This is a genomic window from Orrella sp. JC864, from assembly GCF_037026685.1.
In the GTDB taxonomy this organism is placed as follows: domain Bacteria; phylum Pseudomonadota; class Gammaproteobacteria; order Burkholderiales; family Burkholderiaceae_B; genus Orrella.
In genome coordinates this window covers 137917-162547 of record NZ_JBANET010000004.1, presented here as the reverse complement: position 1 = coordinate 162547, position 24631 = coordinate 137917, and the positions used below count along the sequence as shown (strand labels likewise).

Annotated in this window: 21 protein-coding genes; 13 read left to right on the top strand and 8 right to left on the bottom strand. The window is 69.6% G+C overall.

The window, feature by feature from the left end; genetic code table 11:
• Positions 1-142 precede the first annotated feature (142 nt).
• The 3 genes from V8Z80_RS05595 (at position 143) to V8Z80_RS05585 (ending at position 4365) form a co-directional block, all read left to right on the top strand.
• On the top strand, positions 143-1870 hold the full coding sequence (locus tag V8Z80_RS05595) for a ShlB/FhaC/HecB family hemolysin secretion/activation protein (RefSeq protein WP_442951940.1): 1728 nt from the start codon (positions 143-145) through the stop codon (positions 1868-1870).
• A 272-nt stretch (positions 1871-2142) separates the two neighbouring features.
• Entirely contained in the window at positions 2143-3792 is a 1650-nt protein-coding gene (locus tag V8Z80_RS05590) for a collagen-like triple helix repeat-containing protein (RefSeq protein WP_155195618.1), read from the top strand.
• A gap of 18 nt (positions 3793-3810) precedes the next feature.
• Positions 3811-4365 (top strand): MarR family transcriptional regulator, encoded by a 555-nt coding sequence (locus tag V8Z80_RS05585; RefSeq protein WP_155195619.1) that lies wholly within the window; start codon positions 3811-3813, stop codon positions 4363-4365.
• A gap of 224 nt (positions 4366-4589) precedes the next feature.
• Here V8Z80_RS05585 and V8Z80_RS05580 read toward each other — a convergent pair whose 3' ends face one another.
• The 6 genes from V8Z80_RS05580 to V8Z80_RS05555 all read right to left on the bottom strand — a co-directional run bounded on the left by V8Z80_RS05580 (position 4590) and on the right by V8Z80_RS05555 (position 12952).
• On the bottom strand, positions 4590-6320 hold the full coding sequence (locus V8Z80_RS05580; protein ID WP_336061304.1) for an ABC transporter ATP-binding protein: 1731 nt from the start codon (positions 6318-6320) through the stop codon (positions 4590-4592).
• Positions 6317-7810, bottom strand: coding sequence for an ABC transporter permease (locus tag V8Z80_RS05575; RefSeq protein ID WP_336061303.1), 1494 nt, complete (start codon positions 7808-7810; stop codon positions 6317-6319). Before V8Z80_RS05575 ends, V8Z80_RS05580 begins: the two co-directional genes overlap by 4 nt.
• Positions 7811-7814: 4 nt before the next feature.
• The gene (locus tag V8Z80_RS05570) at positions 7815-8792 is read right to left on the bottom strand and encodes an ABC transporter permease (RefSeq protein WP_155195622.1); all 978 of its coding nucleotides are present in this window, start codon (positions 8790-8792) and stop codon (positions 7815-7817) included.
• A 25-nt stretch (positions 8793-8817) separates the two neighbouring features.
• Positions 8818-11067 carry an ABC transporter substrate-binding protein gene (locus tag V8Z80_RS05565; protein WP_155195623.1) on the bottom strand — a complete coding sequence of 750 codons (2250 nt, stop codon included), beginning with the start codon at positions 11065-11067 and terminating at the stop codon, positions 8818-8820.
• A 140-nt stretch (positions 11068-11207) separates the two neighbouring features.
• Positions 11208-11831, bottom strand: a complete 624-nt coding sequence (locus V8Z80_RS05560; RefSeq protein ID WP_336061302.1) for a thermonuclease family protein — start codon at positions 11829-11831, stop codon at positions 11208-11210.
• Positions 11828-12952, bottom strand: coding sequence for a magnesium and cobalt transport protein CorA (locus V8Z80_RS05555; protein WP_336061301.1), 1125 nt, complete (start codon positions 12950-12952; stop codon positions 11828-11830). Before V8Z80_RS05555 ends, V8Z80_RS05560 begins: the two co-directional genes overlap by 4 nt.
• A 223-nt stretch (positions 12953-13175) precedes the next feature.
• Here V8Z80_RS05555 and V8Z80_RS05550 point away from each other — a divergent pair, with 223 nt between their 5' ends.
• The 8 genes from V8Z80_RS05550 (at position 13176) to V8Z80_RS05515 (ending at position 22436) form a co-directional block, all read left to right on the top strand.
• The gene (locus tag V8Z80_RS05550) at positions 13176-14102 is read left to right on the top strand and encodes a sulfurtransferase (protein ID WP_155195628.1); all 927 of its coding nucleotides are present in this window, start codon (positions 13176-13178) and stop codon (positions 14100-14102) included.
• 40 nt (positions 14103-14142) lie between these two features.
• Positions 14143-15273, top strand: coding sequence for a YeeE/YedE family protein (locus tag V8Z80_RS05545; RefSeq protein ID WP_336061300.1), 1131 nt, complete (start codon positions 14143-14145; stop codon positions 15271-15273).
• Positions 15274-15361: 88 nt separating this feature from the next.
• Positions 15362-16027 carry a response regulator gene (locus V8Z80_RS05540; protein ID WP_155195629.1) on the top strand — a complete coding sequence of 222 codons (666 nt, stop codon included), beginning with the start codon at positions 15362-15364 and terminating at the stop codon, positions 16025-16027.
• A 1075-nt stretch (positions 16028-17102) separates the two neighbouring features.
• Positions 17103-18401 carry an acetyl-CoA C-acetyltransferase gene (locus tag V8Z80_RS05535; protein ID WP_336061299.1) on the top strand — a complete coding sequence of 433 codons (1299 nt, stop codon included), beginning with the start codon at positions 17103-17105 and terminating at the stop codon, positions 18399-18401.
• Positions 18398-20335: a 3-hydroxyacyl-CoA dehydrogenase NAD-binding domain-containing protein gene (locus tag V8Z80_RS05530; protein WP_155196603.1), complete on the top strand. Its 1938-nt coding sequence runs from the start codon at positions 18398-18400 to the stop codon at positions 20333-20335. Before V8Z80_RS05535 ends, V8Z80_RS05530 begins: the two co-directional genes overlap by 4 nt.
• A gap of 51 nt (positions 20336-20386) precedes the next feature.
• Positions 20387-21652: an OmpP1/FadL family transporter gene (locus tag V8Z80_RS05525; protein ID WP_336061298.1), complete on the top strand. Its 1266-nt coding sequence runs from the start codon at positions 20387-20389 to the stop codon at positions 21650-21652.
• A 205-nt stretch (positions 21653-21857) separates the two neighbouring features.
• Positions 21858-22112 (top strand): hypothetical protein, encoded by a 255-nt coding sequence (locus tag V8Z80_RS05520; RefSeq protein ID WP_155196601.1) that lies wholly within the window; start codon positions 21858-21860, stop codon positions 22110-22112.
• Positions 22113-22115: 3 nt separating this feature from the next.
• Positions 22116-22436 (top strand): hypothetical protein, encoded by a 321-nt coding sequence (locus tag V8Z80_RS05515; RefSeq protein ID WP_155196600.1) that lies wholly within the window; start codon positions 22116-22118, stop codon positions 22434-22436.
• Positions 22437-22529: 93 nt separating this feature from the next.
• Here V8Z80_RS05515 and V8Z80_RS05510 read toward each other — a convergent pair whose 3' ends face one another.
• Positions 22530-22715 (bottom strand): DUF3008 family protein, encoded by a 186-nt coding sequence (locus tag V8Z80_RS05510; RefSeq protein WP_155196599.1) that lies wholly within the window; start codon positions 22713-22715, stop codon positions 22530-22532.
• Positions 22716-23080: 365 nt separating this feature from the next.
• On the opposite strand from V8Z80_RS05510, the gene V8Z80_RS05505 reads away from it, so the two are divergent.
• Together V8Z80_RS05505 and V8Z80_RS05500 are read left to right on the top strand one after the other, a co-directional pair.
• Positions 23081-23617, top strand: a complete 537-nt coding sequence (locus tag V8Z80_RS05505; protein ID WP_336061297.1) for a DUF421 domain-containing protein — start codon at positions 23081-23083, stop codon at positions 23615-23617.
• Entirely contained in the window at positions 23614-24156 is a 543-nt protein-coding gene (locus tag V8Z80_RS05500; protein ID WP_336061296.1) for a CinA family protein, read from the top strand. Before V8Z80_RS05505 ends, V8Z80_RS05500 begins: the two co-directional genes overlap by 4 nt.
• Here V8Z80_RS05500 and V8Z80_RS05495 read toward each other — a convergent pair.
• Positions 24146-24454, bottom strand: coding sequence for a hypothetical protein (locus V8Z80_RS05495; RefSeq protein ID WP_155196596.1), 309 nt, complete (start codon positions 24452-24454; stop codon positions 24146-24148). The genes V8Z80_RS05500 and V8Z80_RS05495 overlap by 11 nt on opposite strands.
• Between the last annotated feature and the right edge of the window lie 177 nt (positions 24455-24631).

Genomic DNA, 24631 nt, shown 5'->3' with positions numbered 1-24631 from the left:
TTGACAGCCGGCCGGACCCCCACGATACTTTTATCTTGTTGCTGTGTTTCTAACATTTGGAAACATTTTCTTTTTTTCACATTCAAATAAGAAAGCAGTCATCCGGTTACCAACGTTCATATCCGCGCTGCCCACGACGCTCATGGTTCTTCTGAAGGTTTTTCCGGGCTGCCGCAAGCCCGCAGCCGCCGCGGTACTGATGGCCTTGTGCGGCGCGAACAGCGCCTGGGCGCAGGGGGCGCTGCGCGGCAATCCGGTCGACGCCCTGCCCCCGCTCGAGCGCCCGGCCACGCCGCAACCGCCGGCAGCGCCCCAGGTTCCGCCGCCTACCGCCGAGCAGGCGGCCGCCCAGGTCCGGCTGGCGCAAACCATCGTGCCGCGCCACTTCGACGTGCAAGGCGTCAGGTCGATCGACTTCGCGGGCGTGCAGGCCATACTGGAACCGCTGGCCGGCAAGCAGACCACGGTCGGCCAGCTGGTCCAGGAGGTCAACCGCATCACCGCGCTTTACCGCCAGGCCGGCTATCCCCTGTCTTTCGCGCTGCTGCAGCAGCAGAACTTCGCCAACGGCCTGGTGGTCGTGACGGTGGTCGAAGGCCACATCGGGTCGGTACGCATCGACGGCGAGCCAGGCCGCTCGCAAGACAGGCTCAGGGCGCTGGCCCAGCCTTTGCTCGACGAAAAACCGCTGACCCAGGCCACGCTGGAGCGCCAGCTCAACCTGATGCGCCAGGTGCCCGGGGCCAGCTTTACACCTTCGCTGGACCTGCCCCGGCGCGCCGACGGGGCCAGCGAACTGGTGCTGCAGGCCAGCCACAAGCCCCTGAGCCTGACCGGCGGCCTGGCCGACCTGGGCACGGGCAACCAAGGCATGGTGAACTTCAGTGCCAACAGCCTGACGCCCTTGGGCGAACAGGTGCGCCTGACGGCCGCCGTGCCCGTGGAAAGCGGCGACGTGCGCTACTTCGCCGGCGAGGTAAGCGTGCCGGTCGGCACCGACGGGCTGGCCGTCAAGCTGGATGGCTATACCTACCGCGCCCGCCCCGACGACCAGGCCCTGGAATACCTGGGCTTCGAGCGCAAGGTCCGCAACGAGCGCGTGGGCATCGGCCTGAGCTACCCCCTGCTGCTGAACAATGAACACTCGCTGACGGTCAGCGGCGGCGTCTACGCGACGCAATCGCGCGACATGTACAACCGCGACCTGGACGGCGCCTGGTTCGAGCAGGACGTGCGGGTGCGCGCGGCCACGGCGCAGGTACGCTACCGGCAAGCCACGCCCCGGCAGGCCCGTGAGATCGCGCTGGGCGTGTCCAAGGGCTTTGAGGCGGCCGGCGCCAGCCAGAAACTGACGTCCAATTTCGGCTTCGACGGCTCGCCCGACTACGACCTGGACTTCACGCGCTTGAATCTCGATGCCAGGCAAAGCGTCCAGCTGCCCGCCCAGTTCGGCCTGACCGTGGCCGCCGCCGGCCAGTACAGCGATGACGTGCTGCCCAACACCGAGCAGATCAGCTTCGGCAGCTGGCGCTTCGCGATGGGCTACCCCCAGGGCGAACAAAGCGGCGACAAGGGCTTTGGCGTTTCACTGGAGCTGAACCGCCGCTTCAACGTGGGTTGGCGCTACCTGGGCGTGGTGCAGCCGTATGCCCTGGTCGATCATGCCCGCACCTGGTACAACGCGCCGCACCTGCGCCAGTTCAACGACCGCAAGCTGAGCTCGGCGGCCCTGGGCCTGCGGATCACGGATGACCGTTACTACCTGTTCGACGTGAACGCGGCCAAGCCCATGGGCGAGCGCACCGTCAACGGCAACGACCGCGACTGGCGCTTCAATGCCAACTATTCGGTCTTCTACGACGCCTTCTGAGCGCCGCATCCCTGCCGGCGTTACGTAACGCGAGCCCGTAACGCCGGCCGAAAAACCCGCCCAAATGTAACAATCCCAGCCTTGGCATGGTCGCAAAATCGCGTCAGCCATAGACATGTTGTCATCAGGAAATCTTGAAAATACAGAAGCTTAGGACATAAACCTAAGCAGTTATGGAGCTTGCTTACGGCTTCCGTGCGCGCCTGGCACGGTTTATGCGTAAAGGCCATCACCGGGCGAAATCCAGCCTGAGGGGACCTAAGGAGCAAGTCATGAACAAGTTTTCTTCGCGCACCAAACGTAATCTGGCCAGCACCCTGGTGCTGGCCGCCATGCTGAGCCTGACGGCCTGCGGCGGCAGCTCGGGCGGACGCTCCGGCCCCGGCGGCGACCTGGGTGGCGGTGGCGGCGGCGGTGGGGGTGGCGGCGGCGGCAATCCCGTCCAGCCGCCCGGACCGCCCCAGCCGCCCACCGGCTCGATTGCCGGCCCGCTGGAGACCGCGCTCGGCGGCACGGGCTCGGCCATCGACAACATCGCCCCGGTCGGGGTGGGCGATGCCCTGGGCGGCATCGGCGGCGCGCTCGATCCCACGCTGGAGCCGGTCGTCTCTACCGTGACGGACCTGACCCAGACCATCGGCGCCGAAACCGGCCTGGGCCACCCCGTGAACGGCCTGCTGGAACAAGTGGGCGGCGCTGTCAGCAACGTAGGCGGCACGGTCTCCGAAACCGGCCTGCCCGGCGGCCTGTCCGAAGGCGCGGGCGGCCTGATCAGCGGCGTGGGCGACACCATCGCCAGCGTGGGCGGCCTGCTCCATGCCACCGAAGACAATCCCTACCCCCTGACCACCGTGCTGCAGCACGCCACCGGCGCCGTGGGGGCGCTGACCGGTGCGCTGGGCGGCGAAGGCGGCCTGCTCAATCCGGTGACCAACACGGTGGACGGCCTGGCCGGCGGCCTGCTGGCCGGCCCGGCCACCCCCATCCTCGAACCGGCCCTGGGCAATGTCGGCCAGGCGGTGGACAACGTCGCCGACCTGGGCCTGTCGCCTGCGCTGGGCGGCGTGGGCGCGGCGATCGACCCGGTCCTCACGCCCGTTGCCGGCACGGTAACCAACGTCACGCAGAACCTGGGCGGTGCGACCGGCCTGGGTGAACCGGTGGGCGGCCTGCTGGCCAGCATCGGCGGCACCCTGGCGCAGACGGGCCAGAGCGTGGACGGCAGCCTGCCGGTCGGCCTGGGCGGCGTGCTGGTGGGCGTGGGCAACGGGGTGAGCTCGGCAGGCGGGCTGCTGCAGCCCGGTGCCGAGAATCCCCTGGGCAATACGCTGAACCACATCACCGGCGGGGTGGCGGGATTGACGGGCGGCCTGGGCGGCGTCGGCGGCGAAGGCGGCCTGCTAGCCCCGGTGACCGGACTGCTGGGCGGCGTCGGCGGCGGCAATGCCGGCGGCGGCCTGCTGGCCCCCGTGACCGGGCTGCTGGGCGGCATCGGCGCTGGCGACGGCGCGCAAGGCGGCCTGCTGGCGCCGGTGACCGGCTTGCTGGGCGGCGTGACCGGCGGCGGCGGTACGCAAGGCGGCCTGCTGGCCCCGGTTACCGGCCTGCTGGGCGGCGTGACCGGCGGCGGTGATGGCGGCCAGGGCGGCTTGCTGGCCCCGGTCACCGGCTTGCTCGGTGGCGTGAGCGGCGGCGCCGCCGGCGGCCAGGGCGGCTTGCTCGCCCCTGTCACGGGGCTGGTCGGCGGCCTGACCGGCGGTCTGGCGGTCGGCGGCGGTGCCGTGGCCGGCGGCGATGCCTCGGGCGGCGGTGCTGCGGTGGGCGGCGGCGTGGCGATCGGCGGCCAGGGCGGCCTGCTGGCGCCGGTCACCGGCCTGGTCGGCGGCCTGCTGGGCGGGCTGGGCGGCGCGGCGGCGCGCTAACACGAAGCGGAGCGCGACATGCTCGACCTCGAAAAGAACTACCGTCATGCCGGGCTGGGCGCTTCGGCCCGCCCCGCCCCGGCGCCCCGCTCGGCGCTGCTGGACGAAATGGCGCTGATGCTGTCCCGGCAGGTTTCGGTCTACACCGCGGTCAAGCAAGCGGCGATGGCCGAGCGGCTGGACCTGGCGCTGGACGACTTTCGCGCCCTGGAAATGGTGATGGAGTGCGAATCCCTTGCCACGGGCCAGCTGGCCCATATGCTGGGGATCAGCTCGGGCGGCGCTACCGCGCTGATCAACCGGCTCGAAGCCAGGGGGCTGGTCAAGCGCGACCGCCATCCGCTGGACCGGCGCATCATCGTCATCCGCGCCGTCGAGCAGCAATGCGCGGCGGTGCAGGCGGTCATGGACTCGGTCTCCGATGAAATCGCCATGCAGTCTGCCCGCTACGACATGGCCGAGCTCGAACTGGTGCACCGCTTCCTGGCCGATTGCGTCAAGGCCTTCAAGCACGACACGCGCCGCTGGCTCGAAAGCGGCACCGGCCGCCAGGACCGGGGCCGTCACGGATAGAGAGAGAGAGAGAGAAGGGAGCAGTCCGTTTCGCCCTGCAAGGCGCTGCCTTGCAGGGTTTTTTTTGCCGCCGGGCCGCCCCAAGGCAAAAAGCGCCCCCTCGGGGGGCAGCAAGCCGTCAGGCGCAGCGTGGGGGCGTTTTTCGCCGCCGGGCCGCCCCAAGGCAAAAACGGCCCCCTCGGGGGGCAGCAAGCCGTCAGGCGCAGCGTGGGGGCGTTTTTGCCTTAGATCACCTCGTCCTGCTGCGGCGGCAGGTCCAGCCGGGGCACCGCCGCCAGCAGCCGGCGAGTGACCTGGGCAGCGGGCGCATGCAGTACCTGGCCGGCCTCGCCCGACTCGACGATGCGCCCGCCGTCCATCACGGCGATGCGGTCGGCCAGGTATTCCACCACGCCGAAATTGTGGGTGATGAACAGGTAGGCAATGCCCAGTTCGGCCTGCAAGGCGCGCAGCAGGTCCAAGATCTGCGCCTGCACCGACACGTCCAGCGCCGAGGTCGGCTCGTCCAGCACCAGCACCTTGGGCGAGAGGGCCAGCGCACGGGCGATTGCGATGCGCTGGCGCTGGCCGCCGGAAAACTCATGGGGATAGCGGTGCACGGCGCCGGCAGGCAGGCCCACGCGGTCCAGCAGGTCTTTGCATTGGGCCACACGATCGGCCGCCGCGATCTCGGGCCGCAGCGCCGCCATGCCTTCCTGCAGGATGTCGCCCACGCGCATGCGCGGGTTCAGCGACGCGAAGGGATCCTGGAACACGATCTGCAGCTGGCGCCGCAGCGCCTTGAGCTCGGCCCCGCCGGCGCCCAGCAGGTCCTGGCCGTCCAGGCGGGCCTGGCCCTGGATGAGCGCCGTATCGTCCAGCAGCCGCAGCAGGGCCTTGCCGGTGGTCGTCTTGCCGCAACCGGACTCGCCCAGCAGGGCCAGGGTCTGGCCCGCGTGCAGGTCGAAGTCCACGCCGTCGACCGCCCGCACGTAATCGACGGTGCGGCGCAAGAGCCCCTTGCGGATCGGATAGTGCACCTTCAGGCCGCGCACTTGCAACAAAGGCGCCGGCACGCGGTCCGGCGCCGGCCCGCCTTGCGAAACAGGGACGGCCGGGGCCGCGCCCTGCCCGCCCGCGGCCTGTTCGCGCCCGGCCTGCGACAGCGGGCGGCCGCGCTTGGCATAGCTGGGAATGGCGTCGAACAGCTCGCGCGCGTAGGGGTGCCTGGGCGCGCGAAAGAAGGTCTCGGCCGGCGCGACCTCGACGATCTCGCCGGCGCGCATCAGCGCCACGTCATGCGCGAACTGGCGCACCACGGCCAGGTCGTGGGTGATCATCAGGATGGCCATGCCCAGGTCGCGCTGGATGTCGGCCAGCAGTTCGAGCACCTGCGCCTGCACGGTCACGTCCAGGGCGGTCGTCGGCTCGTCGGCGATCAGCAGCGCCGGCTCGGCGGCCAGCGCGATCGCGATCATGATGCGCTGCTTCTGCCCCCCGGAAAACTGGAAAGGATAGTCGTCGATCCGCCGGCGGGCATCGGCAATGCCCACGCGCTCAAGCCATTGGATGGCCCTGCTGCGCGCCTGCTCGCCGCGCAGCGGCGTGTGCGCGACGATGGTCTCGACGATCTGCTGCCCGACCCGCATCACCGGGTTCAGGCTGGTCGAGGGCTCCTGGAAGATGATGCCGATACGCGCCCCGCGCACCTTGCGCATGGCAGCCTCGGGCAGATGATTCAGGTCCTGCCCGTCAAGCTGGACTTGCCCGGCCACGATGCGGCCGGCATCGGGCAGCAGGCGCAGCAGCGCCAGCGCGGTGATGCTTTTGCCGCAGCCGGATTCGCCCACCAGCGCAAACGTGCGTCCACGCGCGATCGCCAGGCTCAGCGCTCGCACGGCGGCGTTCACGCCCTGCTCGCCGGCGATCTCCACGCTCAGGCCGCTGACCTGCAGCAAGGGCTGGGCGGCGCTCATGGGCGGGCTCCCGGCACGGGCGCCGGCGGCCGGGCCGCGGCCAGGGGGCCGGCATCGGGCGTGCGCCGGGCGATGCGGTACTTGCGGCCGCGCGGATCGAAGGCATTGCGCACGGCGTCGGCGAACAGGTTGGCCGCCAGCACCAGCGCCAGCATGAACAGGAAGGCGGTCAACAGGTTCCACCAGATCATGGGATCGCGCGACATCTCCGTGCGCGCCATGTCGATCATCGAACCGAAGGAGTTCATGGTGGGATCGACCCCGATGCCCAGGTAGGACAGCACGGCCTCGTAGAGCACCAGGCCCGAAAACTCGAGCACGGCCGTGATCAGCACGATATGCATGACGTTGGGCAGCAGATGGCGGGCCATGATGCGCCAGTGCGAAACGCCGAAGGCGCGCGCGGCCTGCACGTATTCGAGCTCGCGCAGCTTGAGGGTCTCGGCGCGCAGCAAGCGGCACAGCCCGGCCCAGCCCGTCAGGCCCAGGATCATGCACAGCAGGAACAGGCGCAGGTCGGCGCGCTCGGCCGAGCTGGGAAATTGCGCGGGGTTGTTGTCGATGTAGACCTGCATCATGAGCACGCAGGCCGCCACCAGCAGCACGCCGGGAATGGAGGTCAGCGTGGTGTAGAGATACTGGATCAGGTCATCGACCCGGCCCTTGAAATAACCGGCCGCGATGCCGAACAGCAGCGCCGGGGGCAGCATGGCCAGCGTGGTCAGGCTGCCGATGACCAGGGCGGTGCGCACGCTCTTGAGCGCCTGCCACAGCACGTCGTTGCCGGTGCGGTCGGTGCCCAGCACGTGATAGCCGGTGGCCAGGCCCGCCACCGCCCCGGCCAGCAGGCACAGCACGGCGAAGGTCAGCCACATGGCGCGCCACGGCAGTTCGGTCCGTGCGCCGGCAAGGTCGGCCAGCCCGGCGCGCCAGCCGCCGCGCCCCCGGCCCAGCAGCCCGCCCAGCGCCAGCCCCCCCAGCAGCGCCAGGGCGCCGCCGCACGCCAGGCCGGCGGCCAGGCGCAGGCCCACGTCGCGGCCATGGCCGCTTTCATCCTCGCCCAGGTGCGCCCCGCCAAAGCGCAGGCGCGGAAAATCACGCACCGGCGGGCCCTCGCCCGGCAGCGTCTCCTTGGTGAACTGGCGGGTGGCCAGGGGTGCGGAATAGGTCTTTTCGCTGCGCTGCAAGGTAGAATAATCCAGCAGCGCGTCCAGGGCCGAGCGCACGATGGGCGCATGCATGCGCGGGGCGTCGGGCGCCGCGCCCGGGGCCGGCGGCAGCAGCGGCCGGTAATGGATCGAATCGAGCAGGGCGATGAGCGCGAACACGGACAGCACCACCGCCGCGCACATGGCCGGCACGTCGCGCGCCACCTGGCCCCAGGTGGCGCGCAAGGCCGGCGAGCGGCGCACGAACCAGGCATAGGCCAGCACGCCGCCCAGGATCAGGAACAGCGCGACATCGGTCCAGAGGAAGATGAACTTGGGCATGGCGCTACTCGAATCGGACACGCGGATCGGCCAGCGTGTAGGAAATGTCGGCCAGGATCAGGCCCACGATGTACAGGGCCGAGCCCAGGAACACCATGGCGCGCACGATGGAAAAGTCCTGCGCGTTGATGGCGTCGATGGTGTAGCTGCCTAGCCCCGGAATGCCGAAGAAGGACTCGGCGATCAGGCTGCCCATGAACAGCAGCGGGATGGCCGACACGGTGCCGGTCAGGATGGGAAGCATGGCGTTGCGCAGCACGTGGCGAAACAGCACCACCCGCTCGGCCAGGCCCTTGGCGCGCGCGGTGCGCACGTAGTCCTTGCCGCTTTCCTCCAGGAAGAGCGCGCGGTAGAAACGCGCCTCGGGCCCCAGCCGCGAGATGATGGCCACCAGCACCGGCAGCGCCAGGAACTTGACCATGTCCAGGCCGCCGCCGAAACCCGAGTACGGCACCAGGCGCAGCACCTTGGCGAACAGCCACTGGCCGGCGATGATGTAGAACAGGCCCGAGATCGACAGCAGGATCACGCACAGCACCACGCCCCAGAAGTCCAGGCGCGTGGCGCGAAAGAACACCAGCACCAGCGCGAAGGCCACGCTGGCCAGCAGCCCCAGCGCAAAGCTGGGCAGGGCCAGGGCCAGGCTGGGTCCGATGCGCGCGCTGATCTCGCGGCCGATGTCGCGCCCGCCGTCCGACATGCCGAAATCCAGCTTGAGCAAGGGCAGCGAGCGCGCCGCGAAGATGGTGTCGGAGAACTTCTGCAAACCCTGCGCCTGGGCGTTGTAGAACAGCGGCTTGTCGTAGCCGCGCTCGATCTTCCAGGTTTCGATCGCCTCCTGGCTGACGCGCTGGCCGCCGATGGACAGCCGCGCCATGTCGTCCGGCGTGTTCACGGCGAAGAACAGGATGAAGGTGAACAGGTTCACCCCGATTAGGATCGCCACGCCATACAGCAGGCGGCGGATGATATAGGCGGTCATGGCTGGCACTCCCCGCGGGCGTGGCTCATTGCGGGCCTCCCTGGCCGTATGGGCGAGATGGCGGTGCGCCGGGCGCGCCGCCGCTTTCGCCAAAGGCGGTCTGGCGCTCGCGCCGCTTGAGCGTGCGCCAGGCCGGCCAGATCGCCAGGGCAAGCAGCGCGGCCAGCAGCGGCAAGGGCCACCAGATGGGCCTGTTCCACTGCGCCACGCTTTGCGCGCGCGCCTGCGGATCGATGCTCAGGTACTGCAGGTTGTTGCGCACCATCTGCGTGGGCTTGGCGTTGCCCACCCAGTGATGGTAGGCGCCGCCGGACTTGGGCGAATAGCCGAACATCCACGGCGCGTCGCGCTGCACGACCTGCACCATCTGGCGGATCACCGCCTCCTTCTCGGGACCGTCGTCCAGGAAACGCATCTTCTCGAACAGCGCGTCGAACTCCGGGCTGCTGTAGTTGGCGGCGTTCTCGCCGCCGCCGTCGGCCTTGGCGTTGGGCCCGTAAAGCAGGAACAGGAAATTCTCGGCATCGGGATAGTCGGCCACCCATCCCCACATGAACATCTGCGCCACGCCGCTGCGCATCTTTTCCTGGAAGCGGTTGTAGTCGGTCGAGCGCACGTCCAGCTGCACGTTGATCTGCGCCAGCTTGCGCCGCATCCAGTCGAAGGTGGGGCTGGCGCTCATGCCGCCCATGGCGTCGTAGTGCAGCACCAGCGGCCGGCCCGTCCTGGCGTCGCGCCCGCCGGGGTAGCCGGCCTCGGCCAGCAGCCGGCGCGCCTCTTCGACCGACTTGCGCACCGGCCGGCCGTCCTGCACGTCGTAGACGTAGCGGTTGATGCCGGCCGGCGTATCGTCATGGCCCAGCACCCCGGGCGGCACCGGGCCCTGGGCCACCTGGCCCTGGCTGTTCTCGAAGATGGCGACGTATTCCTCCCAGTCGAACACGATGCTGATGGCCTGGCGCAGCTTGCGGTTGCGCTCCTGCTGTTCGGGCGTATCGCCGCGTCCGACCACCGGGTCCTTCCAGTTAAAACCCATGTACCAGATCTGCGTCTCGACCGTGGTGGGCAGCTGCAGGCCGCGCTCGGCGTAGAGCTCGGCCTTGGCCTGCGAGTCGCTTGCCGCCACCAGCATGGCCACGCCGTATTCGCCGCGTTCTACCTGCGGCACGTCGTAGTAGCCCTGCAGGAACTTGCCCTGCAGCGGGATGGCTTCCTTTTCTATGCTGAACACCACCTTGTCGATGAAAGGCGTGCGCTGGCCGCAAGCGGCCAGCAGCCCGGCCTGGCGGTCGCCCGGCTCGCCCTCGCAAGGATAGGGCTCGCCGCGGAAGTTGGGATTGCGCGCCAGCACGTGGCGCTGGTTCTGCAAGGACTCGGCCAGCATGTAGGGGCCGGTGCCCACGGGCCAGGTATTTAGCGAAAGATCGCGCTCGGCCATGCCGGGCTGGCTGTAGAAGCGGTCGGCCTCCCAGGGAATGGGCGCCGTGAAGGTCATGGCCAGCCAGTAGCGAAATTGCGGATACTTGCCGATCACCCGGATGCGCAAGGTATGGTCATCCAGCGCCTGGACGCCTTCGAAGCCCTCGGCGCGCAGATCCAGCCAACCGGGCGCCCCGCCCTGCTCGCGCCGCCGGGCTTCCTGCTCGCGCAGCCGCGTGCCGTATTCCTGCATGCCCACCACATGGCTGGCCATCACCGAATAGATGGGCGAGACCACGCGCGGGCTGGCGAGCCGGCGAAAGGCATAGACGTAGTCATGGGCCGTGAGCTCGCGCGTGCCGGTCTTCTCGAAGTCGGTGATGGCGTAGCGGCCGTCCAGGTCGCCGGGCTGCAGCGGGAAATAGCTGTAGCGCCCGTCGGGCTCGCGCGCGAAGACCGGATGGGGCTGGAACAGGATGCCCGGACGGATGCGGATGTCGTAGACGCTTTGCGCGATGGCCTGGCCCGGCGCGTCCTGCGGCAGCAGGACGCCGTCCTTGTCGTAATAGCGCGGCTGGGCAATCTCCTGCGCGGCGCGCGGAATCAGCTCATAGGGCCGCTTCAGGTAGTGATAGCCGTAGAGCGGCTCGTAGATGTTGTAGGTATAGGGCGTCTCGTCGGTCGAATACGAGCTGGCCGGGTCCAGGTACTTGGGCGAACGCTGCGTAAAGGCGGTGTACAGCGTGTTCTCTGTCTCAGCGCCCGTCCGGTAGGGGCTGTTGATGGGAGACTCCGGCGAGCAGCCGGCCAACGCGATCAGCGCCGCCAGACACATCGCTTCGAGAACCCCGCGCATAAGCCTTTCCCTTGTTTCGTTCGCCCATCCTTGCCGTGAGCGGATCGACGGCAAGCATATCAAACCGCCGCGCCGCGGCATGCCAGAACTGTTGAGGGCGCAGGTGGCCAAAGGTTCCGCACGACGCGCGGGCAAGCGCCCTAGCACTGCCGCTCGCGCCAGCAGCGATGGCGCCAGACCCAGGGCTGGACCGGCGCGGGCTCGGCCCACAGCCCGCGCCGGGCCTGCCTGGCCTGCTGCTCCAGGCCGATCAGCCCGCGGTCGCGCAAGTGGCGATCGCGTCCCTGGCGGTTGGCCCAGGCCAGGCCCTGGGCCACCAGGGCCTGGTTCACGTTGACCCCGTCGGGCAGGATAAGGTCGCAGATGTCCCGCTCGTATTGATCGCGCTCGTAGCAGCGGGCCTGCACCGTAGCGTTGCCCACCAGGGCCTGCAGGCCGCGCCGCGCGGCTTGCGCGTAGGGTTGGCCGGGCCGCTCGCGGCCATCGCCGATCTCGGGCGCATCGATGCTGGCCAGGCGGATCCGGTGCCGGGCCTGCCCGACGGACAGGGTCACGGTATCGCCATCGGCCACGGCGGTCACGGTGCCCGACAGGACGTAGGGCTGCCCGTCCGGCGGCCCGGGCTGGGGCTCGCGTCCGCCCAGGTAGCCTTGCAGCTGCGGCCACAGCTGCACGGCCAGCGCTGCCAGGGCCGCAGCCGCCAGGCCTTGCCAGCCCCGCGGCCGCCAGCGCCGGGGCACGGTGTTGCGCGGCCAGCCCCTCACAGCCAGCCAGCCTTGCGAAAGCCCCAGAACAGGGCTGCGCACAGCGTGCCCATCACGCCCATGACCGCGGGATAGCCCCAGGCCCATTCCAGTTCGGGCATGAAGCGAAAGTTCATGCCGTAGATGCCCGCGATGGCCGTGGGCACGGCCAGGATCGCCGCCCAGGCCGCCAGCTTGCGCGTGGTCTCGGTCTGCTGCGCCTGCCCGATCATCAGGCCCGCCTCGAAGGCAAAGGCCAGCGCCTCGCGCAGTGAATTGAGCAGCTCGTCCACCCGCAGGACGCGATCGGCCACTTCGCCGAAGTACGGGCGCGCGGCCGGATCGATGGGCTCCATCTCTACCCGCGACAGCCGCCGGCAGATCTCGGCCAGCGGCGCGACCACCGTGTACGCCCGCAGCAGGTCGCGGCGCAGCCGGTACAGCTTGCGGATTTCGGCATCCTTGAAGCCGCGCAATACGAGCTTTTGTTCGAAGCCCTCGACGCTGTCCTCGAACTGCTTGGCCGCGGCCACGTAGCGGTCCACCAGCAGATCCAGCACTTCCGAGGCAACGAAGTCGCTGCCGCGCGCCAACTGCCGGGGCAGCGACTCGAGCCGGGCGCGCAGCGCCTGGTGGCTGGCGGTGGCGCCGCGCCGCACGGTCACCAGGAAGCCGCGACCGATCAGCAGCTGGGTTTCGCCCAAGGCCGGCCGCTCGTTCGCGACCTCGATGGTGATGGCCACCACCAGCACGACCGGGCCGAAGTCCAGGATCTTGGGGCGGCGATGCGGCGCCTGCATTTCCTCGAGCACCTGGGGCTCCAGGCCAAGCTGACCGCCCACCTGCGCCAGCACCTCGGGATGCGGCTCCTTCAGGCCGACCCAAAGCAGGCCGTCGGGCACGTCCGCATGCTCGCGCAGCGCATCGAGCGGCACGGCCACGCCGCCGCGTCCCTGCACGTAGGCTACCGAGGCCACCACCTCCGCGCCGTATTGCGCCCTGGCCGGGGCCGCCGCACCGGCGCCCGGTGCGGGGCCGGCGGCATCCCGCGCGTCGTGCAAGGTCGAAGGCAAGGCGCCGGTGCCGGGCGCCGGCGCACCGGGCGGCGCGGATCGGCCGCTGTGCCTGGGCGATGGGGTCATGCGACGGTCCTGTCTGGATGGCGGGTCGTCGCCGGATGATATCACCGGGGCATGGGCCCGGCGCGGCGCCCGGACGATGCGGCGCTGGGCTGGCGGCACGCCCGCATCCTGGCGCTGGAGTAATCAGCATATCGCCAGAATGTCGTTCCGGCAGGCTGAACGCTTGTCTATCTTGGCGCTTCGTCGGGAAAACGAGCAGACATCCTCACTACCGGAGCACACCATGAATCTGCGTCATATGCTGGCGGCCGCCACGGCCGCCCTGGCGGCCCTTGCCGCCCCGCTGGCCCTTGCCTCCCCCAGCCAGCACCTGGTCTCCACCGAATGGCTGGAGCGGAACCTGAACGATCCCAAGCTGCGCATCGTCGAGGTCAGCGTCAACCCGGGCGTGTACGAGCGCGGCCACATCCCCGGCGCGGTCAACTACAACTGGCACACCGACCTGGTCGACACGGTCAGCCGCGACATCGCATCGCCCGAGCAATTCCAGGCCCTGCTGCGGCAAAGCGGCATCGATGCCGACACCACCACCGTGCTGTACGGCGACACCAACAACTGGTTCGCCGCCTGGGGCGCGTGGATTTTCGACATCTACGGCATCCAGAACGTCAAGCTGCTCGATGGCGGACGCAAGAAATGGGAAGCCGAAGGCCGGCCGCTTGCGAACAACGCCAAGCTCTATCAGCCCGGCAACGTCACGGTGCAGCCGGCCAACGCGCAGCTGCGCGCCCGCCTGGCCGACGTGCTGGCCGTCGCGCGCAAGCAGCAGGACGCGGTGCTGGTGGATATCCGCTCTGCCGACGAGTACAACGGCAGGATCTTCGCGCCCGACGGCGTCCCCGAGCTGGCCGTGCGCGCCGGCCACGTGCCCGGCGCGGTCAACGTAACCTGGAGCAAGCTGGTGGCCGAAGACGGCACCTTCAAGCCCGTGGACGAACTCAAGGCCATCTACCAGGCGGTCGGGGTGGACGGCAGCAAGCCCATCATCACCTACTGCCGCATCGGCGAGCGCTCCAGCCATTCGTGGTTCGCGCTGAGCAAGCTGCTGGGCTACGACGTGCGCAACTACGACGGCTCCTGGACCGAGTACGGCAACAGCGTGGGCGCGCCCATCAGCAATCCGGCCGGCACCGTGTGGGGACGTACCTGACGTGCCGCGCCGGCTTGCCTGGACAACGGCCGCCCTGCTCGTGGCGGCCGTTTTTATCTGGAGCCGATACCTGGCCGCGCAGCCCGGCGATGGCCGGCTGCTGGCCTTCTCGCTGCTAAGCGGCGCGGCCTTCGGCGCGGTACTGCAGCGGTCGCGCTTCTGCTTCCTGTGCATCACGCGCGACTTCCTGCACGGCGACGACGCGCGCGGGCTGCTGGGCCTGCTGGCCGCGCTTGCCGTGGGCACGCTGGGCTATCACGCGCTGTTCGGCGCGTTCCTGCCCATTCCGGCCAGCCCGAGGCTGCCGCCTGGCGCCCATATCGGGCCGGTCAGCTGGGTGCTGGCCCTGGGCGCGGCCGTCTTCGGCCTGGGCATGGCGATATCGGGCTCGTGCATCAGCGCGCACCTGTATCGCCTGGGCGAAGGCTCGCTGGCCTCGCCGTTCGCCTTGCTCGGCGCGGGGCTGGGCTTCGTGCTGGGCTTTGCCAGCTGGAACTTCCTCTACCTGGCCGCGATCCAGCAGGCCCCGGTGCTGTGGCTGCCGCATCACCTGGGCTACGGCGGCTCGGCGCTGCTGCAATTGCTGCTGTTGGGCGCGCTGGCGGCATGGCTGCTCAGGCGCCATCGCGCAGGCCAGCCGCAGGCAGCCCCGCCGCCGACAGGCTTGCGGCAGGCCTTGCTGGGGCCCCGCTGGCCGGCCTACGTGGGCGGCATCCTGGTTGGTTTCATCGGCGTGCTGGCCTATCTGCGGGCCGCGCCGCTGGGCGTGACGGCCGAACTGGGCAGCCTGGCCCGCACGGCCGCCGCCGCGCAAGGCTGGCTGCCCGCCCGCCTGCAAGGCTTGGATGGCTTTGCAGGCTGCGCCACGGCCATCAAGCAGACGCTGTGGTCGCACAACGGCCTGTTCGTGCTGGCGCTGGTGGCCGGCGCCTGGGCCAGCGCCCTGGCGGCCGGCGAGTTCCGGCCGCGCGCGCCAGGCCTGCGCGAGATCGCCCGCAACCTGGCCGGTGGCGTATTGATGGGCTGGGGCGCGATGGTGGCGCTGGGCTGCACCGTGGGCACGCTGCTCTCGGGCATCATGGCCGGCGCGCTGTCGGGATGGCTGTTCGGTCTGTTCTGCCTGGCCGGCATCTGGCTGGGCCTGTCGCTGCGCGGCCGCGCCCAGCATTGACGCGGCAATTCTCGGGAGGATAGGTCTTAGTTCTGCCATGCCCTGCAACCTATGATATCGGCCCTCGTCCCGCCACAGGGTTCCACGCATGCGCATCCTTCTGATCGAAGACGACCTGGACATGTCCGCCGCCATCTCGCGCGCGCTAAGCCGGCGAGGCTTTCAGATCACGCTGTGCCTGGACGGCCATACGGCCCTGAGCAAGATACGCGAGCAGCGCAGCGACGCCATCGTGCTGGACCTGGGCATCCCCGGCCTGGACGGCCTGCACGTGCTGCATCGCACCCGCACGCTGAACATCCACACTCCCATCCTCGTGCTGACCGCCCGCGGGGCGGTGGGCGATCGCATCAGCGGCCTGAATGCCGGGGCGGACGACTACCTGGGCAAGCCCTTCGACCTGGGCGAACTGGAGGCCCGCCTGCGAGCGCTGGGACGCCGCGGCATGCAGGCCAACGAACACATCCGCTGCGGGCGGCTGCGCATGGATCCGGACACCGGCGCCTTCTTCGGCGATGACGCACCGCTGGACCTGGGCCCGCGCGAGGCCGGCGTGCTGCGCGCCCTGATGGACCGCCCAGGCCAGGCCGTATCCAAAAGCGCGCTGTTCAACCAGGCCTATCCCGGCGATACGCAGGCGCAGACCGAATTCGTGGAGGTCATCGTGCATCGGCTGCGCAAGAAGCTGCAGCCGCATGGGGTGGAGATTGTGACGTTGCGGGGGTTGGGGTATTTGTTGCGGGCAGTGCGGTAAGGGGCGGCGTTGGTTTTTTTGTGAGGCCTGGTTGATATTGCTTGCTTGACGGCCGGCGGGGCCGGTCGAGGCGTCGGGCTCATGCTCGCCCGCCACCCCGCCCGGCCCCGCCGGCCTTCTGAGTCGTGTGATTGCGCCACCGCCGGGCGGCTTGGTTCTTCTTGCCTGCTTGCCCCACACCCGTTGAAAAGAGAAAGATCTTGCGAGGCCGTTCGCCAGGGGTTGCGCAGGCAACCCCTGGCGAACATTCCGACCGCTGATTTTGAGGGGTAGGGGCAGCGGGGCAGGCCCGAAGATTTCAAGGCTGGGGCGGACGCGTTGGGTGTGAAGCCGCTGGCACGCCTCGGGGCGGAAGGGATAAAGGCGATCTGGTCGCTACGCTGATGACGCTGGCCTGGCCGCTGCGCTGATGACGCCGACAACCCGCCCCTACGCTGGAACACTGGCAGAGCCTACCGAGAAAGCTACGCTGATACGCTGGCAGACTCCGGGGTGGCAGCGGCACTGACGACACGCCGCAACGTTGGATAACACCGATAAGCTCCAACTTCTGTGCCAGGGGCTGCCTGCAAGCACGGCAGACCTCCCATGCGGGGCGAGTGTCACCCAGCACCTGCGCCCCGCCCCTGAAATCTTCCGCCCTACCCCGCCGCCCCTCCCCCTCAAAATCCGCGGTCGAATGCGAAAGAAGGGGCGCCTGCGCGCCCCGCTTGAGCGGCCCTGCAAGATCTTTCTCTTTTCAAGCGCCGTGGGGCAAGCAGGCAAGAACGACTCCGGCCCCAGCGCCGGACCAAGCCCAGACTACGCAGTCCGCCGAGGCCGGGCGGGGTGGCGGGCGCGATTTCTGGCGCCGGGCGCGGCGCGAACGCGCCGCACGGCGACGGCATCGCCCGACGCCCCGACCGGACTCGGCGGACGTGTTCAAACGGACTTCAAACGAACGCATCCAAACGCCCCTGCCCCAACCCAATCAATGCCCCCCGGCATAAACCCTGCTTGCACAAGCCCGCCCACCTCCCGCAGAATCACAGCATCGCCCGGCGGGCCGTTCCCGCGTTGCCTCGAGAACCTGCTCATGCCCTTTGAACCTGTCTACGTGGTCGATGGCGCCAGAACGCCGTTCCTGAAAGCGCGTAGCGAGCCGGGGCCTTTCTCGGCATCGGACCTCGCCGTGCAGGCCAGCCGCAGCCTCTTGCTGCGCCAGCCCTTTCGGCCCGGCGACCTGGACGAAGTGATACTGGGGTGCGCGGCGCCCTCTCCCGACGAGACCAACATCGGCCGCGTCGTGGCGCTGCGCGCCGGCTGCGGCCACCGCGTGCCGGGCTGGACGGTCATGCGCAACTGCGCCTCGGGCATGCAGGCGCTGGACAGCGCCATCGCCAACATACAACTGGGCCGCTCGCACTTGGTGCTGGCCGGCGGCACCGATGCCCTGTCGCGCGCGCCCCTGCTGTTCTCCGACGAGATGGCGCGCTGGCTGGGCGGCTGGTACAGCGCCCGCGGCGCGGGACAGAAGCTGGCGCAGCTCAAGCGCCTGCGCCTGGGCATGCTCGCGCCCGTCATCGGGCTGGTCAAGGGCCTGACCGATCCGGTCGTCGGCCTGTCCATGGGGCAGACCGCCGAGAACCTGGCATGGCGCTTCGGCATCACGCGCGCGCAGATGGACGAATACGCGGTGCGCAGCCATCTGCGCGCCGCCGCCGCCCGCCGCGAGGATCGCCTGCGCGAGATCGTGCCGCTGGTCGATGCGCAAGGCGGCATCCATGGCCAGGACGACGGCATCCGCGAAGATTCCAGCCCGGACAAGCTGGCCAAGCTCAAGGCGGTGTTCGACAAGCCCGCCGGCAATGTCACCGCCGGCAACAGTTCGCAGGTCACCGACGGCGCGGCCGTGCTGGTGCTGGCCAGCGCCGCCGCGGTCCGGAAATGGGGGTTGCGGCCGCTCGGGCGCATCCTCGACGTCCATTGGGCCTCGCTGGATCCGGCGCAAATGGGCCTGGGCCCGGTGCATGCCGCCACGCCGCTGCTGCAGCGCCAGGGCCTGGGCCTGAACGACCCCGACTTGTGGGAAATCAACGAGGCCTTCGCGGCCCAGGTGCTGGCCTGCGCGGCCGCCTGGCAGGACGAGCAGTACTGCCGCGAGAACCTGGGCACGCCGGCCTGGGGCGCGCTGGACATGGCGCGCCTGAACGTCGATGGCGGCGCCATCGCACTGGGCCACCCGGTCGGGGCCTCGGGCGCGCGCATCGTCCTGCACCTGCTGCAGGCGCTGCGCGAACGCGGCCTCAAGCGCGGGGTGGCCGCCATCTGCATCGGCGGCGGCCAAGGCGGCGCCATGCTGGTCGAAACCCTGGCGCCGGAGGCGGACAAATGACACCCGGCACGCAACCCACGCATACCCTTACCCACTGGCATAGCCAGACCGACGAGCAAGGCATCGCCTGGCTCACGCTCGATAGCCCGGGTGCCAAGGTCAACGTGCTTTCGCAGGCCGTGCTGCAGGAGCTGGCCCAGGTGCTGGACAGCTACGAGCGCCAGCCGCCCAAGGGCCTGGTGATCCGTTCAGGCAAGGCCGGCAGCTTCATCGTCGGCGCCGACATCGACGAATTCGGGCAGCTGCAAGGCCCCGAGGATGCGCGCCGGCTGGTGGCCAGCGGCTGGAACCTCTTCAAGCGCCTGGCGGGCGTGCCCTATCCCACGCTGGCACTGATACGCGGCCACTGCCTGGGCGGCGGACTCGAACTGGCGCTGGCCTGCCGCTGGCGCATCGCAGTGGACGAGCCGGCCACCCGGCTGGGCCTGCCCGAAGTGATGCTGGGCATCTTCCCGGGCTGGGGCGGCATGCGCCGCCTGCCCGCGCTCATCGGACCGCCCGCCGCGCTGGACCTGATGCTGACCGGCAAGACGGTGGACGCGCGCCGCGCCAAGGCCCTGGGCCTGGTCGAGCACGCGGTGCCGCCCCGGGTCATGCAGGCCACGGCCCGGCATATGCTGGCCCAGCGGCCGGCGCGCCATAAGCCCGCCCCCCACCTGGCGCTGCTGGACTTGTGGCCGCTCAAGCGCTGGGTGGCCGAGCGCGCGCGCAAGACCGTGCAGGCCAGGGATCCCCACGGCCACTATCCGGCGCCGCGCGCCATCCTGGATATCTGGTCCCGGCATGGCGGCAACGCCCTGGCCGCGCCGGCCATGATCGAAAGCCTGGTCGCCTCGGACACCGCGCGCAATCTCATGCGCGTGTTCCGGCTGCGCGAGCGCCTGCGCGGCGAGCGCCAGGCGCAGGGCGAACCCATCGACCACGTGCACGTGGTCGGGGCCGGCGTCATGGGCGCGGACATCGCCGCGTGGTGCGCCTTCCAGGGCCTGGCCGTGACGCTGCAGGACCAGGATCCCGAGCGGCTGGCCTGGGCCATGGCGCGGGCCAGCCAGCTTTTCGCGCGCAAGTTCAAGCGCGATGCGCGGGCCCGGCGCGCCGCCGGCGACCGGCTGGTCCCCGATCCGCAAGGCTGGGGCATCGCGCGGGCCGGGCTGGTCATCGAAGCCATCAGCGAGAACCTGCAAGCCAAGCAAGCGTTGTATGCGCAGATCGAGCCGCGCCTGTCGCCCAGCGCCCTGCTGGCCACCAACACTTCCAGCCTGATGCTCGCCGACCTGGCCAGCGGCCTGGCGCGGCCCGGGCGGCTGGTGGGCATCCATTTCTTCAACCCGGTGGCGCAGATGCCATTGGTCGAGGTGGTGCACGACGCCGCCACCGATCCGCAGGCGCACGCGCGCGCCATGGCCTTTGTCGCGCGCATCGACAAGCTGGCGCTGCCGGTCAGAAGCGCACCGGGATTCCTGGTCAACGCAGTGCTGGCGCCCTACATGCTGGAGGCCATGCGCTGCGTGGACGAAGGACTGGACCCGGCCACGGTCGACGCGGCCATGGTGGCCTTCGGCATGCCCATGGGCCCGCTGGAGCTGGCCGACACCGTGGGCCTGGACATCGTCCTGGCGGCCGGGCGCCAGCTCTCGGGCGGCGCCCAGGTGCCGGGCTGCCTGCAGCGGCTGACCAGCGGCGGCAAGCTCGGCCGCAAGAGCGGCAAGGGTTTCTACATCTGGGAGGACGGCAAGCCGCAGCGCGGCGCGGGCCACCCCGCCCCGCCCGGGCTGGCCCAGCGCCTGCTGGCCCCGCTGATTGCGCAGACCCGCGAACAGGTCCGCCAGGGGGTGGTCGCCGACGAGGACCTGGCCGATGCGGGCGTCATCTTCGGCACCGGTTTTGCGCCCTTTCGCGGCGGCCCCCTGCACTACGCGCGCAGCCACGGTTAGCCCGGCCTGCCATGGCGTATGCTTGCAGCCCCACGGAGGAGGACCATTCCAATGAGAACACGCCACGCATTGCTGTATCCCTTGTCCCTGTCCCTGCTTGCCCTGGGGGCCGGCGCAGGGTCCGCGCAGGCCGCCGGCTTTCAGCTGCTCGAGCAAAACGCCAGCGGCCTGGGCAACGCCTACGCCGGTTCGGCCGCCATCGCCGAGAACGCCAGCACCATCTACTACAACCCGGCCGGCATGAGCTACCTGGACGGGCTGTCGGTGTCGGCCGGCCTGAATGCGATCAAGCCCTCCTTCAAGTTCCGCGACAACGGCCGCAGCGCCGCGCCGCTGGCCGCGCCCGCCAGCCTGGCCGGCGCCCACAACGGCGGTGACGTCGGCAGCTGGGGCATGGTGCCCAACGCCTACCTGGCCTGGCGCGTGAACGAGCGCTGGAGCCTGGGCGTGGGCCTGGGCGCGCCCTTCGGGCTGATGACCGACTACGACGGCGGCTGGATGGGCGAATTCCATTCAAACAAGTTCGAGATCGTCACCATCAACATCAATCCGTCGGTAGCCTACCGCGTCAACGAGCGATGGTCGGTGGGCGCGGGCCTGAACTACCAGCGCATCGACGCCGAATACACGCGGCGCGCAGTGGTCGCGCCCGGCGTGACCAGCAAGGCGCTGGTGGACATGGACGGCGACGCCTGGGGCTGGAATGCCGGGGTGATGTTCCAGCCCACCGAGGCCACCCGGCTGGGGCTGTCGTACCGATCCAAGATCAAGCATTCGGCCAAGGGCCACACCACCGTCGATGGCGTGGCCAAGGTGGATGCGCGCGCCGATGTCGACCTGCCCGATACGGTGGTGCTCAGCGCCTTTCATCGGCTGGACAGCCGCTGGGAACTGCTGGCCGATGTCTCCTGGACCGGCTGGAGCAGCATTCCCGAACTGGACATCCGCAACGGTGCGCCGCTGCCGGGCGACACGCTCAAGCTGGACTTTCGCGACACCTGGCGCATCGCCCTGGGCGCCAACTACAGGCTCAGCCCGGCCTGGAAGCTCAAGTTCGGCCTGGCATGGGACCAATCGCCGGTGCACAAGGCCAGCGACCGCCCCACCTCGCTGCCGGACAACGACCGCTGGTGGTTCTCCACGGGGGTGCAGTTCCAGCCCAGCGCCAACACCGCCATCGACCTGGGCTACACCTACCTGTACCTGGACGACACGCGCATCGATAACGCGCACGACCCCGTGGGCAAGGGCCGCATCGCTGGCGAGTATCGCAGCCGCGGCCATATCGTCGGCGTGCAGGTTTCCTCGCGATTCTGATCCGCTGGTAACGGGACGCTACCCCTAGGCGCACGCGGGTGGCACGCGGCGGTGCGCATGCCGGCAAGGCGGGCCGGCGCGCAGCCCGTCCTGTCCGGCCCTACGCTTGGTAACCAAAGCAGCGGCGCAACGGGTTTCATGGCCGCGGCGGCCCGGGTAGCCTGATGGCAAGCGGCTGATGCCGCGGCTTGTACAGGAGAACCCGATGAAACCGCAAGACGAAGCCGTTTTTAAAGAGCCCTCGGCGACCCGGCAGGAGCGCGAGCAGCAGGCTCGCGCCCTGGACAAGAAGGACCTGCCGCCGCCCCAGGCCCACGAAACCCGGCCGGGCAAGACCGGACACAAGGCCACGCAGTTCGACGGCCAGCCGCAAGTGCAGGAAACCGAAACGGGCACCCTGGGGCCGCGCGACGACACGCCCTCGGTCCTGCCCAAGCGGCAAGGCAATCAAAAGGACTGAACCATGGAAAGCTGGCAAACCTCGACCGTGAGGCTGATTTCCGAGCCGTTGGGGCAAGCCCCGCGGCACGTGGACGTGGGATGCAGCTCGGTCACCTGGATGCCCGTACCCGACATTCCGGACGACGGCAAGGCCGCGCCCACGCCCGGCTACCTGCTGTTGCGCCAAGCCGATACGCGGGCCTGCGAAGCCCTGCCCTGGGCGCCCTCGCTGGCCCAGTTCTCGGTGCTGGGCTATACGGAACCGCGGCAGTTCGAGATCACGGCGGTCGAGGCCGACCCCCAGGCCGGCGAAGTGCGGCTGTACCTGCCGCGCGCCAGCTAAGTCCCGGCGCACGCCGCTGGCCGCCAGGCGGCCAGCGCAAGCGGCCCGGCCCGCGCTCGGCGGTGCCAGCCGGCCCGCCTGCCCAAGACTGGCTCAGTGGGTCTTGCGGCTGGGCTTGCCCTTGCGCTGCGTAGAGGCGAACTCCTCCAGCTGGCCCTCGGACATGGACTTGTACATGGACTTGGACGCCCCTTGCAGCGAGCCGACCTTGCGCTCGCCTCGCTTGGCGGACAGGGCAGCGCCGGCGGCCATCTGCTGGGCTTTGGACTTGGCAGGCATAAGCACCTCCTGGTTGACATGAAAGCGGGCGCACCCGTGCCGGGGCCGCCACAGGTCTACCCTACGCCCAAATGCCGCGACAGTCCGCAAGCAATTGCGCGGGCTCGCTGCGCCACGCAAGCAATCTTTTCCGCAGCCGGCAGCTTGCCTTTGCACGGGTTCAGGGCCTTGTCAGCTTGATTGCCCGCCTGTCGCAGGTGTAAGCAGCCGTGGCCCGCCGGATGGCCGGGCACTGGGATGGCGTCCCCCATACAGTGCCAATGGATACACCAGGAAAAACCGGCCCGGTGACGGACTTCCTAGGATGCAAGCAGGCCTTGCCATCCCGGCAAGCGCCGCAGCTGGCGGAGAATCGACACGCGACCATGGACATGGACTGGCAAGGCATCTTCGGTTTACAGGCTTCACCCGTGGAAATGTTCCTGCGCGGCTCGGTGGCCTATTGCTTCATCTTCGTGCTGCTGCGGCTGGCCGGCCGGCGCGACATCGGCTCGATCGGCATGGCAGACCTGCTGGTGCTGATGCTGGTGGCCGACGCGGCGGGCAACGCCATGGCCGGCGACTCCACGTCCAGCACCGACGGCCTGATCGCGGTGGCGGCCATCGTGTTCTGGAGCGTGGTGATAGACCGGCTCGGATACTTCTCGCCGCGCCTGCACCGTTGGCTGCATCCCGAGCGGGTATGCCTGATCAAGCACGGCGTGCTGCAGCGCAAGGGCATGCGGCGCGAATACATCACCTGCGACGAACTGCTGGCCGAACTGCACCTGCAAGGGCTGGAGCGCTTCGACCAGGTCAAGTACGCCTACATGGAGTCCGACGGCAAGATCAGCATTCTCAAGGCGCAGACGGACCAGGAACAGGAATCCCAGCAACCGAACCGCCGGAGCGGCCCGAAATGACCCAAGACACCCCTCGCGCCGGCGACTGCCTGCAACCCGTACTGGCGTATCTGCGCCGCCATTGCCTTACCCTGGTCACCGCTGAATCCTGCACGGGCGGACTGACGGCCGCGGCGCTGGCCGACCTGGCGCACTGCGGCCAGGTGCTGGCCGGCGGCTACGTCTGCTATTGGCCCGAACTCAAGCAAGGGGCGCTGGGCGTCAATCCGGAGACGATACGCCGCCACGGGCTGACCAGCGAGCCGGTCGCGCGCGAGATGGCGCGGGGCGCGCTGCAGCGCAGTCCGGCCCGCATCGCCGTGGCCAACACCGGGCTGGCCGAGCCGCCGGCGCGCGGCGCCGCCGACGTGGCGCCGGGTACGGTGTGTTTTGCCTGGGCCATGAAGCTGCCCAATGACCAAGTGTGCTGCTCCACCGAAACGCGGGTATTCCAGGGCGGACGCAACCAGGTCAGGCTGGCCGCCGCCCACTACTGCCTGCTGCGGCTGCCGGCCTGGTACCGCGAGCAATGCCAGCAGGCCGGCGCCGCTACTTCTTGAAGCCGCTGCGGTTGTCCACTGGCGGGGCGCCGGGTGTCTGGCGGCCGGGATCCTTGACGTCCTCGGGCTCGACGCCGGGCGGGAACTTCACCTTGCCGGGAATCGAATTGGGATCGATGGGCCGGCCGGCCAACGAGCGGTCGGGCTCCTTGGCGGGCTCGGCGTCCTTGCCCCGGCCGGCCGCCTCGGCGGCCTGGCCTGACCACGGATCCTTGGGAGAGAGCGACTGTACGCGGCGCTCGCGCGCCGTGTGGCCGGGCTCGGCCGGGCCGGGGGGCTTGCGGGTGGGATCGGACATGGGCACCTCCTTGTCGTGATCGACATGCGCGGGCCAGCGCGGCCCGGCTGCAATTCACTCTAGCACCGCCGCGACCGGGACAGGCGCGGATTTAGCCATTGCACACCTTCGGTCACACGCCGCCGCCGCGCGGCCTGTTATGTTTCATGCTGATACCTAAAAACGAAAAACGGGAAA